Source organism: Bacillus sp. 11C, assembly GCF_055486375.1.
In genome coordinates, this window is sequence record NZ_JBUPVZ010000026.1 from 1 (window position 1) to 15,554 (window position 15,554).

The 15,554-nt window shown below is 42.1% G+C and carries 16 protein-coding genes, 1 tRNA gene, 1 other RNA gene and 1 other annotated feature; of the genes, 5 read left to right on the forward strand and 13 right to left on the reverse strand.

Annotated features, from left to right (window positions below; genetic code table 11):
• Positions 1 to 254 precede the first annotated feature (254 nt).
• From ACY3LV_RS20630 to tadA, 7 genes are all read right to left on the reverse strand, one after another.
• The gene (locus ACY3LV_RS20630) at positions 255 to 548 is read right to left on the reverse strand and encodes a pro-sigmaK processing inhibitor BofA family protein (protein ID WP_464864428.1); all 294 of its coding nucleotides are present in this window, start codon (positions 546 to 548) and stop codon (positions 255 to 257) included.
• Between the two features lie 66 nt (positions 549 to 614).
• On the reverse strand, positions 615 to 839 hold the full coding sequence (locus ACY3LV_RS20635; protein ID WP_014112283.1) for a YaaL family protein: 225 nt from the start codon (positions 837 to 839) through the stop codon (positions 615 to 617).
• 17 nt (positions 840 to 856) lie between these two features.
• Positions 857 to 1,453: a recombination protein RecR gene (gene recR, locus ACY3LV_RS20640; RefSeq protein ID WP_148964517.1), complete on the reverse strand. Its 597-nt coding sequence runs from the start codon at positions 1,451 to 1,453 to the stop codon at positions 857 to 859.
• Positions 1,454 to 1,467: 14 nt separating this feature from the next.
• A complete protein-coding gene (locus tag ACY3LV_RS20645) occupies positions 1,468 to 1,791 on the reverse strand; it encodes a YbaB/EbfC family nucleoid-associated protein (protein ID WP_024713930.1) in 324 nt (107 codons plus the stop codon).
• A gap of 23 nt (positions 1,792 to 1,814) precedes the next feature.
• Positions 1,815 to 3,506: a DNA polymerase III subunit gamma/tau gene (gene dnaX, locus ACY3LV_RS20650; RefSeq protein ID WP_464864429.1), complete on the reverse strand. Its 1,692-nt coding sequence runs from the start codon at positions 3,504 to 3,506 to the stop codon at positions 1,815 to 1,817.
• A gap of 129 nt (positions 3,507 to 3,635) precedes the next feature.
• Positions 3,636 to 3,900, reverse strand: an RNA gene (gene ffs / locus ACY3LV_RS20655) — signal recognition particle sRNA large type.
• A gap of 82 nt (positions 3,901 to 3,982) precedes the next feature.
• Complete coding sequence (gene tadA, locus ACY3LV_RS20660) at positions 3,983 to 4,468, reverse strand: tRNA adenosine(34) deaminase TadA (protein WP_464864430.1); 486 nt, start codon at positions 4,466 to 4,468, stop codon at positions 3,983 to 3,985.
• Between the two features lie 85 nt (positions 4,469 to 4,553).
• Between tadA and ACY3LV_RS20665 the strand changes: the two genes are divergently transcribed.
• From ACY3LV_RS20665 to dck, 4 genes are all read left to right on the forward strand, one after another.
• Positions 4,554 to 5,099 (forward strand): cysteine hydrolase family protein, encoded by a 546-nt coding sequence (locus ACY3LV_RS20665; protein ID WP_464864431.1) that lies wholly within the window; start codon positions 4,554 to 4,556, stop codon positions 5,097 to 5,099.
• A 69-nt stretch (positions 5,100 to 5,168) separates the two neighbouring features.
• Positions 5,169 to 6,452, forward strand: coding sequence for a LysM peptidoglycan-binding domain-containing protein (locus ACY3LV_RS20670; protein WP_464864432.1), 1,284 nt, complete (start codon positions 5,169 to 5,171; stop codon positions 6,450 to 6,452).
• Positions 6,453 to 6,549: 97 nt separating this feature from the next.
• Positions 6,550 to 7,173, forward strand: a complete 624-nt coding sequence (gene dgk / locus ACY3LV_RS20675) for a deoxyguanosine kinase (protein WP_148964522.1) — start codon at positions 6,550 to 6,552, stop codon at positions 7,171 to 7,173.
• On the forward strand, positions 7,170 to 7,823 hold the full coding sequence (dck, locus tag ACY3LV_RS20680) for a deoxyadenosine/deoxycytidine kinase (protein WP_464864433.1): 654 nt from the start codon (positions 7,170 to 7,172) through the stop codon (positions 7,821 to 7,823). Before dgk ends, dck begins: the two co-directional genes overlap by 4 nt.
• Before the next feature lie 111 nt (positions 7,824 to 7,934).
• Here the strand turns inward: dck and ACY3LV_RS20685 are convergent.
• The 6 genes from ACY3LV_RS20685 to guaB form a co-directional block, all read right to left on the reverse strand.
• A tRNA-Ser gene (locus ACY3LV_RS20685) sits at positions 7,935 to 8,027 on the reverse strand.
• A 136-nt stretch (positions 8,028 to 8,163) separates the two neighbouring features.
• Positions 8,164 to 9,441: a serine--tRNA ligase gene (serS, locus tag ACY3LV_RS20690; RefSeq protein ID WP_333562369.1), complete on the reverse strand. Its 1,278-nt coding sequence runs from the start codon at positions 9,439 to 9,441 to the stop codon at positions 8,164 to 8,166.
• A gap of 55 nt (positions 9,442 to 9,496) precedes the next feature.
• Positions 9,497 to 9,709, reverse strand: a binding site (T-box leader).
• Positions 9,710 to 9,761: 52 nt separating this feature from the next.
• Positions 9,762 to 10,352, reverse strand: a complete 591-nt coding sequence (gene pdxT, locus ACY3LV_RS20695; protein WP_087992033.1) for a pyridoxal 5'-phosphate synthase glutaminase subunit PdxT — start codon at positions 10,350 to 10,352, stop codon at positions 9,762 to 9,764.
• A gap of 21 nt (positions 10,353 to 10,373) precedes the next feature.
• Positions 10,374 to 11,258 (reverse strand): pyridoxal 5'-phosphate synthase lyase subunit PdxS, encoded by an 885-nt coding sequence (gene pdxS / locus ACY3LV_RS20700; RefSeq protein WP_464864434.1) that lies wholly within the window; start codon positions 11,256 to 11,258, stop codon positions 10,374 to 10,376.
• A gap of 196 nt (positions 11,259 to 11,454) precedes the next feature.
• On the reverse strand, positions 11,455 to 12,786 hold the full coding sequence (gene dacA, locus ACY3LV_RS20705) for a D-alanyl-D-alanine carboxypeptidase (RefSeq protein ID WP_464864435.1): 1,332 nt from the start codon (positions 12,784 to 12,786) through the stop codon (positions 11,455 to 11,457).
• A 152-nt stretch (positions 12,787 to 12,938) separates the two neighbouring features.
• Positions 12,939 to 14,405 carry an IMP dehydrogenase gene (guaB, locus tag ACY3LV_RS20710; protein ID WP_202329175.1) on the reverse strand — a complete coding sequence of 489 codons (1,467 nt, stop codon included), beginning with the start codon at positions 14,403 to 14,405 and terminating at the stop codon, positions 12,939 to 12,941.
• 120 nt (positions 14,406 to 14,525) lie between these two features.
• Between guaB and ACY3LV_RS20715 the strand changes: the two genes are divergently transcribed.
• A complete protein-coding gene (locus ACY3LV_RS20715; protein WP_333519556.1) occupies positions 14,526 to 15,473 on the forward strand; it encodes a YaaC family protein in 948 nt (315 codons plus the stop codon).
• The last annotated feature ends 81 nt before the right edge of the window (positions 15,474 to 15,554 follow it).

A 15,554-nucleotide genomic window follows, 5' to 3' on the forward strand; every position in this document is an offset into this window, starting at 1 on the left:
GCATCCTGCGGTGACACCTGTGTGACCTGCGTCGTGCAGGCCTAGTTTGACTGACTACGCACATCACTGTGCGATTTATAAAAAATGAATTAACAGGTACGTTTTGTCTTGTTTAGTTTTCAAAGAACTTTGTTATCGCTCTTAAGGCGACTTTATAATCATAACATTTCTTGTCGCTTTCGTCAATAACTTTTTTCAATAATTCCTTTTCAAAAAGCGATTCGTCATCAGCGACGTATACTAGAATAACACCTTCAATTATTAAAGTCAACATATAATATCATTTGAATAATAAATTGCTTAATAACGACTAATGCAGCTATTCCCGGTATTCCTAAAATCCCGCTGATGGCTGTTGTGACAAGATTAATCGGCACATGAATGCCAAGACTGCCGCCAAACATATTTACACAAACCAGCAGCAAAGCCCCCGCCACAAATTTAACAGCTGTGATGCCAATCCACTTCAAAGGCTTTCCAGCTGAACCTGATAAAAAAAGAAGAATAACCAGTCCTAAAATAATCCCTATAATAAAAATAGGCTCCATGAATCTTCTCATCTCCTTTGCTTGTTCTAGTACAAGCTTATGAGAAGACTCAGGAGTTTAGACCACTTACTTCCACCGGCTGATTTTTAAATTTCGCTGCTTTGCTTCCCTCAAGTAAAAAAAATACTTCGCTTCAGCTACTTTCAATTCGTATAACACTTCAGCTGACGGTTCTAAGCTTTTTTCAACCAGCTTTTTTTGCCTGTTCCATTCTTCCTTTTGCTTAAAAAGCTGCTCAATTAGTTTTTCATCAAACTCTCTTCTCAATGTTTTCTTGCGAAGAAAACCCATGGATCGCTTTTTCCTCCTTACAATTCACGTCTTCCTTCAAGTGCTTTAGAAAGAGTGACCTCATCAGCATATTCCAAATCGCCGCCGACGGGCAGTCCGTGGGCAATACGGGAGAGCTTAATACCAGACGGCTTCAAGAGCCTTGATATATACATCGCCGTTGCTTCCCCTTCTATATTAGGGTTTGTCGCGAGAATCACTTCTGTCACTTGATCATCCTGTAATCGTTTTAACAATTCTGGTATTTTAATATCCTCCGGTCCGATGCCGTCCATTGGAGAAATGGCGCCGTGGAGAACATGATACTGTCCGTTGTATTCCTTCATTTTCTCCATAGCGATAACATCCTTAGGGTCTTGCACAACACAGATAACAGACTTATCCCTGCGCGCATCTTCGCAAATATAGCATGGGTCCTGATCTGTAATATGCCCGCAAACTGAACAATATGTCAGGTTGCGTTTCGCATTTACTAAGGCTTTCGCAAAATCTAATACCACATCTTCTTTCATACCTAGAACAAAAAAAGCCAGACGAACCGCTGTTTTCGGTCCGATCCCTGGCAATTTCATAAAGCTGTCAATCAGCTTTGATATTGGTTCAGGATATTGCATGTTCTTTTATCCCCCTAGAATAAACCTGGCATGTTCATTCCCTTTGTAAATTGACCCATTGTTTCGTTTGTGATCTCGTCAACTTTTTTCAAAGCTTCATTCGTTGCAGCAAGCACTAAATCTTGAAGCATATCGATATCTTCGGGATCAACGACTTCTTCTTTGATAATAACATCCAGGACTTCTTTTTGGCCGTTCACTTTTACTGTAACCATACCGCCGCCAGCAGTTCCTTCAACAACCTGTTCTGCAAGCTCTTCTTGAGCCTTCGCCATGTCCTTTTGCATTTTTTGCATTTGTTTCATCATTTTTTGCATATTTCCCATTCCGCCACGCATAGCATTCACTCTCTTTCATTTTGTTAGTCTTTTATTTCAATTAAATCCGCTCCGACAAGCTTTTTCGCCTCGGCAATAAGCGGGTCTTCTTCAGCCGGTTCATTTGACCCTTCATTTTCCTGCTGATGGTCCACTAAAAATTCTTCTCTTATTTTACCCCATTGTGCTTCTGGAACGCCAATCAAATCCATTCTTTTTCCGAGCATCGATTCTAAAATCTGTTCAAGATTGGTTCGGACTCCGTTGTTGTCCTCGGCGACCATTTTACAATGAATTTCAAATTTGAATTTCAGAACAAATGCCGCTGAGGCGGCAGCCACAGGTTCACTGTCATTCAGCAAAGCCGCATGCGAAACTTTGTTTTGCTGTTTGAGATGAGCAAGAAGCTTGCCCCAGCTGTTTTTGAGCTGATCAAGGTCAGGTCTCGTCGCTTCCTTCAGAATTTCATGAATTCTGCCTACTGGCGCTTTGTAATTCGATTTCCCGCCCTTTGGCACACGCGACGCTTCTTTTTTCGGGCTTTCCGCCGCTGCTTTAACGCCTGTTGTTTTAAGCCGCTCCACTTCCTGCTCGAGCTGCTGAATTTTATTCATCAGCATATCGACTTCCGGAAGGTCAGCTGCTGATTGATGAGACGTTTGGCAAATCTTCACCACCGCCACTTCAAAAAAGATACGGGGATGATTTGTCCATTTCATTTCCTGATGGCTCTTGTTTAGAATATCAATCATTTCATATATGGCCTGCGCCGGAATGTGTTCACTGAGTCCCCGGAACGTTTCATCAACTTTTACTTTTTCGAGCACTCCTTCTAAACCTGGGGCTGTTTTGTACAGGAGCATGTCCCTGAAATAGAAAATCATATCCTCTATCAGCTTAGCCGGATCTTTCCCTTGCTGCAGCAGTTCGTTTAATGTTTCCAGTGCGTCAGAAACGTTTTTGTCGTGCAGGGACTGTGCAAGCTTTCCTATATTTAATTGAGAAACCGCCCCAGTAATTAGAAGCGCATCATCGACTTTGAGCTCGTCGCCGCTGAATGATACGGCCTGATCAAGAAGGCTCAGGGCATCCCTCATCCCTCCGTCCGCAGCGCTCGCGATGATATCAAGTGATCCTTCTTCCACTTGCAGCTGTTCGGCATTAACAATTTTATTCATACACCCGACAATCGCTTGGGATGTAATTCGTTTAAAATCAAAACGCTGACATCTTGAGATAATGGTTAAAGGGATTTTGTGCGGTTCTGTTGTCGCTAAAATGAAAATACAATGCTCAGGCGGCTCTTCTAATGTTTTTAGTAACGCATTAAAGGCGCCGATAGAAAGCATATGTACCTCATCTATGATATATACCTTATATGTGACGGCCGATGGGGCAAACTTCACCTTATCGCGAATATCACGAATCTCATCAACACCGTTATTAGATGCGGCGTCAATTTCTATGACATCGGATATGGACCCGTTTGTTATCCCTTTACAGGCCGCACATTCATTGCATGGCTCATCAACAGGAGCATGTTCACAGTTGACAGCTTTGGCAAATATTTTGGCTGCACTGGTTTTTCCCGTTCCCCTCGGCCCGGAAAACAGATAGGCGTGAGAAAACTTTTTTTGCAAAAGGGCATTTTGCAGCGTTTTTGTAATGTGTTCTTGTCCAACCACATCTTCAAAGCGCTGAGGCCTGAATACTCGATATAAAGCTTGGTAACTCACGGGTTTGCCCTCCTCCGTTATTCATCAATCCCATTATACATGAACCTTGTTTCGATTCCAAAAGCTCTTTTCACATAACAAAAAACTCACCTAATAATAGGTGAGTCTGAAAATTTGATGATTGATTTACCGTGCACCTTCTGTCGATTCGCTACCCTAAGCGTTACTTAAGCAGTTAGCTCGGCCCAGGCAACCCTGCGGCACATGAGAGGTTTCACTTAATGCTGCTTCCTTCCGGACCTGACATGGTTCATGAATTCCCATTGCGCAGGACCCAAACGTCAACACCACTTACTTAAGGCAGACCTTAAAGTAAACGAACCTCGAGAAGGGGTTCGGCCCTGCTAGAGCGGATTGCAGGTACAGGGCACCGCTACCTCCCCGCTTAGCACGGCAAAATAAATATCAAATTTTTCCCCGCATCTATCGCGATGCATACATAAGTATATCGTTTCCCCCTAAAAATTGCAACCGGACTACTCAGACAAGTTTTTCCTAAAAGCTTTCTTCTTTTTTCGCAGTTCTCTAAAAAACGAACTGAGCATTTCTCCGCATTCCTCCTCAAGCACCCCGCTCACCACTTCAGCCTGGTGGTTAAAGCGTTCTTCCTGTAAAAGATTCATAAGCGTGCCTGAACAGCCGCCTTTAGGGTCAAATGCACCAAATACCACTTTTTCCACTCGCGAAAGCACGACGGCACCGGCACACATCGGACAAGGCTCAAGTGTCACATAAAGAGTCGCACCCTCCAGCCGCCACGTTCCCAGCGTCTTACACGCTTCATCAATCACAAGCATTTCCGCATGAGCCATTGACCGCTGCTCCGTCTCTCTTAAATTATGTGCACGCGATACAATTTCATCATTCATGACAAGCACTGCGCCGATTGGCACTTCACCTTTCTCTTCAGCTTTTTTCGCTTCTTTAATTGCTTCTTTCATATAAAGTTCATCTTGTGTCATAAGGGTAAGCTCTCTTTTCAAAGTTTTTTCATTGCCTAAAAAGGCTACATATTAACTATAACTATAACGGAAAGGAGACTGTCGATTGTCCAAAGCAGACACAGCTCTTCTCATTGTAGACATAATCAATAATTTTGAATTCGATATGGGGGAAAGCCTCGCTAAAAAAACAGAAAAAATCGTTCCTCACATTTTATCATTAAAGGAGCATGCGAGACAAAATGACTGGCCGATTATTTACATTAATGATCATTACGGACTTTGGCAAGCTGATATTAAAAATATTCAGCAAGAATGCACAAATGAAAGAAGCAAAGATATCATCAGACAAATAGCTCCGGAAGATGCCGATTATTTTTTAATCAAGCCGAAGCATTCCGCCTTTTACGAAACAGCCCTTCACACTCTCCTTACCGAATTGCATGTGGAGCATATTATCTTAACAGGTATAGCCGGAAACATATGCGTGCTGTTTACCGCTAATGACGCTTACATGAGGGAATACAGCATCACGATTCCTAAAGACTGCATCGCCTCAAATCGTGATGAAGACAACGAATTTGCCTTAACCATGATGGAGAATGTTCTTTTCGCGGAAATTACGGCAGAGAAACAAATTACAGAAAAATAAACATGATCAGCGCTTTTCTTTCATACATTGATAGCGATATGAAAGGAGGCGTTTTTCATTCAAATTTATGTGGTGAAACAAGGCGACACTCTTTCTGCTATCGCTTCACAATACAGAACAACTGTAAGTGAAATCGCAGAAACGAATGAAATACCGAATCCCGACAGCCTTGTTGTCGGACAAACCATTGTCATTCCAATAGCCGGCCAGTTCTATGATGTTCAACAAGGTGATACCCTGACATCCATCGCACGGCGGTTCAATACAACGGCAGCCGAGCTTGCCAGGATTAACCGCATCCAGTTAAATGCCGTGCTGCAGATTGGTTTCCGTTTATACATTCCACCCATTCCTAAACGAGACATCGAGTCAAATGCTTATCTGGAACCACGCGGAAATCAAATCAGTGAAAATCTTCAGCAGGCGGCCCGGGAAGCGTCACCCTACTTAACGTACCTTGGCGCATTCAGTTTTCAAGCACAGCGTGACGGGACCTTAGTCGCCCCGCCTTTAACGAATTTAAGAAGCATTACAGAGAATCAAAACACGACATTGATGATGATTATAACGAACCTTGAAAATCAGGCATTCAGCGATGAGCTCGGCCGGATCATCTTAAACGACAATACTGTGAAAAGAAGACTTTTAAATGAAATAGTCGAGAATGCCAGAAGATATGGGTTCTATGATATTCATTTTGACTTTGAATATTTGCGGCCTCAGGATAGAGAAGCCTATAATCAATTTCTCCGTGAAGCAAGGGATCTTTTCCATCGAGAAGGTTTTGAAATTTCTACTGCGCTCGCCCCTAAAACAAGCGCAACACAGCAAGGCAGATGGTACGAAGCTCATGATTACAGGGCACATGGCCAAATTGTTGACTTTGTTGTTCTCATGACATATGAATGGGGCTACAGCGGAGGCCCGGCTCAAGCCGTTTCTCCAATCGGGCCTGTTAGAGATGTTATCGAATATGCTTTGACTGAAATGCCTGCAAATAAAATTGTCATGGGCCAGAATTTATATGGGTATGACTGGACGCTACCATATACAGCAGGAGGACCCCTAGCAAAAGCCCTCAGCCCTCAGCAAGCCCTTGTCATTGCCGCTCAAAACAACGCAGCCATCCAGTATGACCAAACAGCTCAAGCGCCTTTCTTCCGCTATACTGATGCAGAAAACAAAAGGCACGAGGTATGGTTCGAGGATGCCCGCTCGATCCAAGCAAAATTCAATCTGATTAAAGAGCTGAATTTAAGAGGCATCAGCTATTGGAAACTGGGTCTTTCCTTCCCGCAAAACTGGCTGCTGCTGTCTGATCAATTTAATATTGTCAAAAAGACGTTTCGATAATTTAGAAACGTCTTTTTTCATGGGAGCACCCAAGGGTTGTGATACAATATGAAGGTCGGCAACTGACGAACGTTTTTCAGAAATAAGGAGGATTCCGATGAATACAGCCCCTTTTATTGCAATAGAAGGTCCTATCGGGGCAGGAAAAACAACCCTCGCAACGATGCTCTCACAAGAGCTCGAAATCCCTATGATCAATGAGATTGTTGAGGATAACCCGTACCTTGATAAGTTTTATGACAATATAGAGGAATGGAGCTTCCAGCTTGAGATGTTTTTTCTTTGTCACAGATACAAACAGCTTGAAGACACCACTGATTACTTTTTAAAGAAGGGACAGCCTGTGATAGCTGATTATCACATTTATAAAAATGTGATTTTTGCGGAACGCACCCTCTCTCAACATCAGCTGGAAAAATACAAAAAGATTTATCGCCTGCTAACAGATGATCTGCCAAAGCCGAATTTTATCATTTACATAAAGGCTAGTCTGCCCACACTGTTACACCGCATTGAAAAACGCGGACGCCCCTTTGAGAAAAAAATTGAAACAAGCTATTTGGAGCAGCTGATCGCAGATTATGAAGTCGCCATCAAACAGCTGAAGGAAGCAGATCCTGAACTTACAGTTGTAACGATAGATGGTGATTCAAAAGACTTCGTTTTGAATAAGAGCGACTTTGAACGCATTGCCGCCCATGTAAAGGAGCTTATCGTATGAAGGTACATCATATCCCTGAAAATTCAATTATCACAGTAGCAGGAACAGTAGGTGTCGGAAAATCGACTTTAACAAAAGCTTTGGCTAAACGGCTTGGATTTAAGACCTCTCTGGAGGAAGTCGATCATAATCCATACTTAGAAAAGTTCTATCATGATTTTGAACGTTGGAGCTTTCACCTGCAAATCTATTTCTTAGCTGAACGCTTCAAAGAACAGAAAACGATTTTTGAAGCCGGCGGAGGATTTGTACAGGATCGTTCTATTTATGAAGACACAGGAATATTCGCGAAAATGCATGCTGACAAAGGGACTATGTCAAAGATTGATTACAAAACCTACACAAGCCTTTTCGAAGCAATGGTCATGACACCGTATTTCCCACACCCTGATGTATTGATCTATTTAGAAGGAGATCTGGAGAACATTTTAAACCGGATTGAAGAACGGGGCCGTGAAATGGAGCTTCAGACAAGCCGGTCTTATTGGGAAGAAATGCATACGCGTTATGAAAATTGGATAAGCGGTTTTAATGCCTGCCCTGTTTTAAAGCTTCGCATTGAGAATTATGATTTGCTGAACGACGAAAGCTCAATTGAAAACATTGTAGATCAAATCGCTTCAGCTATTCATGAAAATCAAAAAAAGTGAATCTCAGTTGAGATTCACTTTTTCATTATAATAAAAAATCCGTTGCAACGAACGCAACGGACAAAACAATCTCCAATATATGCTTGTGTTTCATTAGAATTAAAATCAATATGGCGGAGGAAGAGGGATTCGAACCCCCGCGGGCTTTGACACCCCTGTCGGTTTTCAAGACCGATCCCTTCAGCCGGACTTGGGTATTCCTCCGTATCGACAAGACTTAATATATCATGAATGTTCTTATATGGTCAAGCATTTTCAAAAACTTTTTTCTCACTTTTATAAAATGTCCTGTTTACACAGGCAAAAAGGCGCACCTTGTCAGGCGCACCTTTTCATTATTTTATGGTTTCATTACTTCTTTATTCCCCATATAAGGGCGAAGCACTTTCGGAATTACAACGCTTCCGTCTTCCTGCTGATAATTTTCTAAGATAGCGGCAACTGTTCTTCCAACCGCCAGACCTGAACCGTTCAGTGTGTGTACATGCTCAGGTTTGCCTTTCGCTTCACGTCTGAAACGAATGTTCGCACGTCTTGCCTGAAACGCTTCGAAGTTGCTGCAAGAAGAGATTTCACGATATGTGTCTTGGCTTGGGATCCAAACTTCGATATCGTATTTTTTTGCCGCCGTAAAACCTAGATCACCCGTACACATGCTCATGACACGGTATGGAAGCTCAAGCAGCTGAAGAACTCGTTCTGCTTGGTTTGTAAGCTTCTCTAATTCTTCATAAGAATCTTCAGGCTTCACAAACTTCACAAGCTCAACTTTATTAAATTGGTGCTGACGGATTAATCCGCGTGTATCACGCCCTGCTGAACCAGCTTCAGAACGGAAGCAGGCACTGAATGCCGCATAGTTAATCGGCAGGCTGTCACCTGAAAGAATTTCATCGCGATGCATGTTTGTAATCGGTACTTCCGCGGTCGGAATTAAGAAGTAATCTTCTTCTCTGATTTTAAATGCATCCTCTTCGAATTTAGGGAGCTGGCCCGTTCCTGTCATGCTTGCGCGGTTTACCATATAAGGCGGAATCACTTCAGTATAGTTATACTCATCTACATGCAGATCAAGCATAAAGTTATAAAGTGCACGCTCCAGACGGGCACCTAACCCTTTATAGAAAACGAAACGGCTTCCTGTTACTTTTGAAGCACGTTCAAAATCAAGGATACTCAGCTCATCTGCAATATCCCAGTGCGGCTTCGCCTCGTAATCAAATGAAGGCTTTTCACCCCATTGACGTACTTCTATGTTGTCGTCTTCTGTTTCACCTACAGGAACAGACTCATGCGGAATGTTTGGGATTGAAAGGAGAATGGTATCAAGCTCAGATTCCACTGTTCTTAATTCTTCATCAAGCTTTTTAATCTCCTCACCGACTTCACGCATTTCTTTAATGATGTGATCCGCGTCTTTTTTCTCACGTTTCAGCACAGCAACCTGCTGAGATACTTCATTCCGTTTTCCCTTTAACTCTTCAACTTTACCGATAAGCTCTCTTCGTCTATCGTCCAGCGTCTCAAACTTATCAAAATCAGTTAAGTCTTCGCCTTTGTTTACAAGCTTTGCTTTAATATCTTGAAAATTTGCTCTCAGCATTTTTGTATCAAGCATGCGAAACACTCCTTTTTATAAAATTTGTCGAAAATAAAAAGAGCCCTCATCCCCATAAAGGGACGAGAGCTCTCGCGTTGCCACCCTGATTGAAAACAAGCCAAAGACTCGTTTACCACTTTCAAACATAACGGTTATCCCGTAAATGCCTACTTGTTTCAGCATTTCGCTCAAGGATGGATTCAGACAGCATCTTTCACCGATTCACACCAACCATCGGCTCTCTTGGAAAGAGAGGCTTCCTACTAGTTCCTGTCAACGCTTTTCGATCTTTATTTGTGCTTATAATGTACTATAAGTTTCCACAGCTTTCAACTGTTTTATACAAGTGCTTTCTGCTTGTATTCCTCTACCATTTGAACAAATAACTGTGTCACTCGGTGATCATCTGTCAGCTCCGGATGGAATGAGCAACCTAGGAATTGATCCTGTTTAGCGGCTACAATACGGCCATTATGTTCCGAAAGAACTTCAACATTTTCACCAGCTTCTAAAATATGTGGCGCGCGGATGAATACCCCTGTAAAAGGCTCGTCCAGGCCTGTGATTGTTAAATCAGCTTCAAAACTGTCAACCTGCCGGCCAAACGAATTGCGTTCAACAACCACATTCAGAAGACCTAAATGAGGATTATCTGAACCAGCAATTTCTTTTGCTAATATAATTAATCCGGCGCATGTCCCGAACATCGGTTTTCCTTGAGCAGCAAATTCACGAAGCGGCTCCATGAATTGATATGTATCAATCAAACGCCGCATCGTTGTGCTCTCACCACCAGGCAAAATCAGCCCGTCAATGTCATTCAGCTGCTCCGGACGTTTAACGACAAGACCAGCCGCGCCACATGCTTCAATTGCACGGATATGCTCTCTAACTGCTCCTTGAAGTCCTAGTACTCCTATTGTTAACATGTCAGCAGCGCTCCTATATTCCTACCAGCCGCGTTCTTGCATGCGCTGTTCTGGAAGTAAGTTTGAGATTTCAATCCCTTTCATTGCAGTACCAAGATCTTTAGAAAGCTCAGCGATCAATTTGTAATCAGTGTAGTGAGTTGTTGCTTCCACAATGGCTTTCGCAAATTTAGCAGGATTGTCTGATTTGAAAATACCAGAGCCAACAAATACTCCGTCAGCACCAAGCTGCATCATGAGAGCAGCATCAGCAGGAGTTGCTACACCGCCAGCGGCAAAGTTAACGACAGGAAGCTTGCCGTCTTTTTTAATTTGCAGGAGAAGCTCATAAGGAGCACCTAAGTTTTTCGCTTCTGTCATGAGTTCATCAACACTCATCGCAACTACTTTACGTACTTGAGCGTTTACTTTGCGCATATGGCGAACAGCCTCAACAATATTTCCTGTTCCGGGCTCACCTTTCGTACGAAGCATAGAAGCACCTTCAGCAATACGGCGTGTTGCTTCACCAAGATCACGGCAGCCGCAGACGAAAGGAACTTTGTATTCATTTTTATTTAAATGAAATTCTTCGTCAGCCGGAGTCAGAACTTCACTTTCATCAATATAGTCAACACCCATAGCTTCAAGCACACGCGCTTCAACAATATGTCCGATACGCGCTTTCGCCATTACCGGGATAGATACTGCATTCATTACTTCTTCCACGATTGTAGGGTCAGCCATACGGGCAACTCCTCCAGCCGCGCGAATATCAGCTGGTACTCGCTCCAGCGCCATTACAGCGACAGCTCCAGCCTCTTCAGCAATTTTCGCTTGTTCCGCATTGATGACGTCCATGATGACGCCGCCCTTTTGCATTTCTGCCATTCCGCGTTTTACACGTTCAGTACCTGTTTGAGCCATTTTTTGGTCCCCCTAATCAAGGTATAGTTATATGATTTCTAGTCCTTATTGTATCCTAGAAATCCAATAATTCATATGGATATATATCATTTTATTCGGTTTTAAGCGCTTTGAAAATCATTTTTTATTAAAAATTGGGTTTTTTCAGTATATTAAGCGAAAGAGCCCTAACGTGAATCAGAGCTCTTTCAATTAATTAAAACCAGCCGGTTACCGTATCAACAATACTTCCCCAAATGCCGGCGAAAAATCCGCCGATACTGCGCATTGTCAGAACAAACCAGTTTGCTTTTTCTACTTTTTCTTTTGTAACAAGGTCTACGCCGGCCAGATTGCTGTTAAGGAATCCGTAATCCTTTTCATCACCTGTATATTCCGCAGTCAGTTGCCCAACCTTCGTTCCTTTTTTCACAGGAGCAGTTAGCGTATCTTTATTTAATGTGACCTTCGCTTTGTAATTCTTTTCTTCACCATTTTTGACAGGAAGAGAGAATGCTTTGTTTGTCACAATGGCTGTTTCTTTCTCTTTACCCTTATCAACTGAAACTGTTTTATGGCCCTTTACTTGATCGCCTTCAGCGTACATTTCTTTCATGGAGAAATTGTCGAAGGCATAATCGAACATTTTTTTGGTCTCATCGAAACGGCCTGTATGAAGGTTGCCCTTTGCGTTCAATACAACAGTAATGACACGCATTCCGTTGAGTTCTGCTGTTCCTGTGAAGCATGAACCCGCAGAGTCGGTAGAACCTGTTTTCAGACCATCTACAGTCGCTTTTTTATACTCGCTGACGAGCCCTTTCAGCATGAAGTTCCAGTTGGGCATGTCCATTTCATCATCGGTGCCCTCTCTGAACTTCGTTTTGGCGATACTGGAAGTCTCGAGAACCTCAGGGTAGTCAGTAATCAAGTGATCTGCAAGAATCGCCATATCCTTAGCAGAAACTTCACTTTCTTCATCTGCACTTGTCCCCTCGGGCTGATGCCCGTGAAGATCTTTGTTTTCAAGACCTGTTGCGTTAACAAATTTATAATCTGTTAAGCCAAGTTCTTTCGCTTTTGCATTCATTTTTTTCACAAATTCAGTTTCAGAACCCGCAACGATTTCTGCAATCCCAATAGCGGCAGTATTTGCAGAATAAATTGCTGTAGCTTGATATAGTTCTTTTACTGTGTATTTCCCGTCCTTACGAAGAGGGACGTTTGATAAGCTGTTATCTTGGGAAATCTCATACACATAGTCATCAGGTGTATAGGTTTGGTCCCATTTCACTTTACCTTCATCAATTGCTTCTAATAACAGATATTCTGTCATCATCTTTGTCATACTGGCAATTGGCAGTCTCTTATCTGCATTTTTACTGTACAGAATTTTACCTGAAGAAGCTTCGATCATAATAGCAGCTGCTGCATTGATATCAATTGGATCACTGGCTGCTTTTACTTTTGACATTGGTGCCAAACAAGTGACAGCTAGTGTTAATACAACCAATGACATCAATAGCTGTTTACATTTCATGATGTTCAATCGTACGACCTCCGTATTTCATTTTCTTCATCTATAATTAAGCCGTTAAGGACATTTTCAACGCACAACAGTATAAATTTTATCATAATCAGTATAAAAAAAATAGACAGAGTCAGAGACCCTGTCAAATGTTTTTAATTTGTAACAATTTATTATGAAATTGTATAGTTCGGTGATTCTTTTGTAATCTGTACGTCATGCGGATGGCTTTCACGAAGTCCTGCGCCAGTCATGCGAATGAACTGAGCTTCTTCTCTTAAAGCGTGAAGATCTTTGGACCCGCAATATCCCATCCCGGAACGAAGACCGCCGACTAGCTGATAAACTGTTTCTTCAACTGGTCCTTTGTAAGGTGTGCGTCCTTCAATTCCTTCAGGAACGAATTTTTTGTTTTCTTCTTGGAAGTAACGGTCTTTACTTCCTTTTTCCATTGCAGCAACTGACCCCATACCGCGGTATACTTTAAATCTTCTGCCTTGGTAGATCTCAGTTTCCCCTGGACTTTCTGACGTACCTGCAAGCAAGCTTCCAAGCATAACAGCATGTCCACCGGCTGCCAATGCTTTCGTTATATCACCAGAGAATTTAATTCCACCGTCTGCGATGATTGTTTTGCCGTGCATTCTTGCTTCAGACGCACAATCATAAATTGCTGTAATTTGCGGAACACCCACACCTGCTACCACGCGTGTTGTACAAATTGAACCAGGTCCGATTCCAACTTTGACAACATCTACTCCAGCCTCGATAAGCGCTCTCGTCGCTTCAGCTGTTGCAACGTTTCCAGCAATAATGTTTAATTCAGGATATGTTTCACGGATTTTTGTTACTGTGTTTAATACGCCTTGAGAATGTCCGTGAGCTGTATCAATAACTATAACATCGACATTAGCTTCGACAAGCTTTTTGACGCGAGTCATTGTGTCGCCGGTTACACCAACTGCCGCGCCAACGATCAGACGGCCGTGAACGTCTTTAGATGAGTTCGGGAACTCAATGACTTTTTCAATGTCTTTGATTGTGATTAGACCTTTTAATTTATTCTGGTCATCAACGAGAGGAAGCTTTTCAATTTTATGTTTCTGCAAAATCTTTTCAGCTTCATCAAGAGTCGTTCCTACAGGTGCAGTAACAAGCTCTTCTTTCGTCATGACATCGCTGATTTTCATTGAGTAGTCAGAAATAAAACGAAGATCACGGTTTGTAATAATTCCGACAAGCTTTTGGTCTTCTTCGTTATCTACAATCGGAACACCGGAAATTCTGTATTTCCCCATCAAGTGCTCTGCATCAAATACTTGGTGATCAGGAGTTAAAAAGAAGGGATTTGTGATAACGCCGCGTTCAGAACGCTTTACTTTATCAACTTGTTCAGCCTGTTGTTCAATGGACATGTTTTTATGAATGATGCCCAAGCCGCCCTGTCTAGCCATTGCAATTGCCATTGCTGATTCTGTTACAGTGTCCATACCTGCGCTGATGACAGGAATATTCAGCTTTAACGTTTTTGTTAGTTCTACAGATAAATCCACATCACGCGGAAGTACCTCTGACTTAGCTGGCAGAAGCAGCACATCGTCGAACGTTAAGCCTTCTTTTGAAAATTTACTTTCCCACATTAGTAAATCCCCCTCTTTTCGGCAAAATATTATATGTAGATTATCAACTAGCCAAGAGCATGTCAAGGAAGCGGGAAAGAGTTGAAATATTTAGATAATAGAAAGGATTAAGAAATACATATGACATATCATAAGTGGAAAGACTTAGCGCTATTTTACTCAGTTGAATCAACCCAGAAATTTCTAGAGAAGACTTATACCTTAAACGGTATTGACGAAGCGAAAAAAAACGCTTTCAAAAACAGCGAACGGTTTATTTATTTCTTAAAGCATGCCGAATCGTTTTATAAACAAGCCTCATATTCCCCTTTAGAAATCAAGCCGATTCTTTTATTTTACGGAATGGCACAGCTTATCAAGGCATGTCTAATTACACGGGATCCTCATTATCCAAGCCATGCATCAGTACTGGCACACGGCGTAACAACAAGAAAGCGAAAGAAACAGAATTATTGTTTTGGCGACGATGAAGTAAAAATACAACGAAACGGCCTATGCATACACTTCATGAAACACTTATTCGGGCAATCCGATATTGTAGATGAAAGATATACCATGAGAAAACTGCTGATGGCGATTCCAGAACTAAGTGATGCTTTCTATTTTCAGCAGAAAGAACGTTTTATGACAAAAGTAGAAAAGGATAAGGACAGGATTTCTGTACCAGAGGAGGCGGTCATCAATTATAAAATGTCTGATTCAAGATTTGCCGAATATATGTCCCATCATTTTCAATGGTCGTTTACAAAGAAAAATGAACACGAGCTGCAGTTTGACATTTCACCGCAAGACACGAAGCCATGGACATCAATCAGTTTGTTATATGACATGGGAAAGAACCAATATTATATCCCTTCTCAAAGGGAGCAATTTCTAAGACTTCCTGAAATGGCCATTCATTATTTAATTTTGTACAACATAGGGATGATTGCGAGATATGAGACGGAGTGGTGGTATGAGCTGTTAACCCAGCATATAAGTGATGATTACGTACTAATTCAGCAGTTTTTATTAGTGACTGAAAACAAATTCCCGAAATACGCTTTACAATTTCTTCTTCATTGTTGATAAACAAAAAACCCAGCTCAATGAGCTGGGTTTTACCTTGCTTGGCGGCGTCCTACTCTCACAGGGGGAAACCCCCGACTA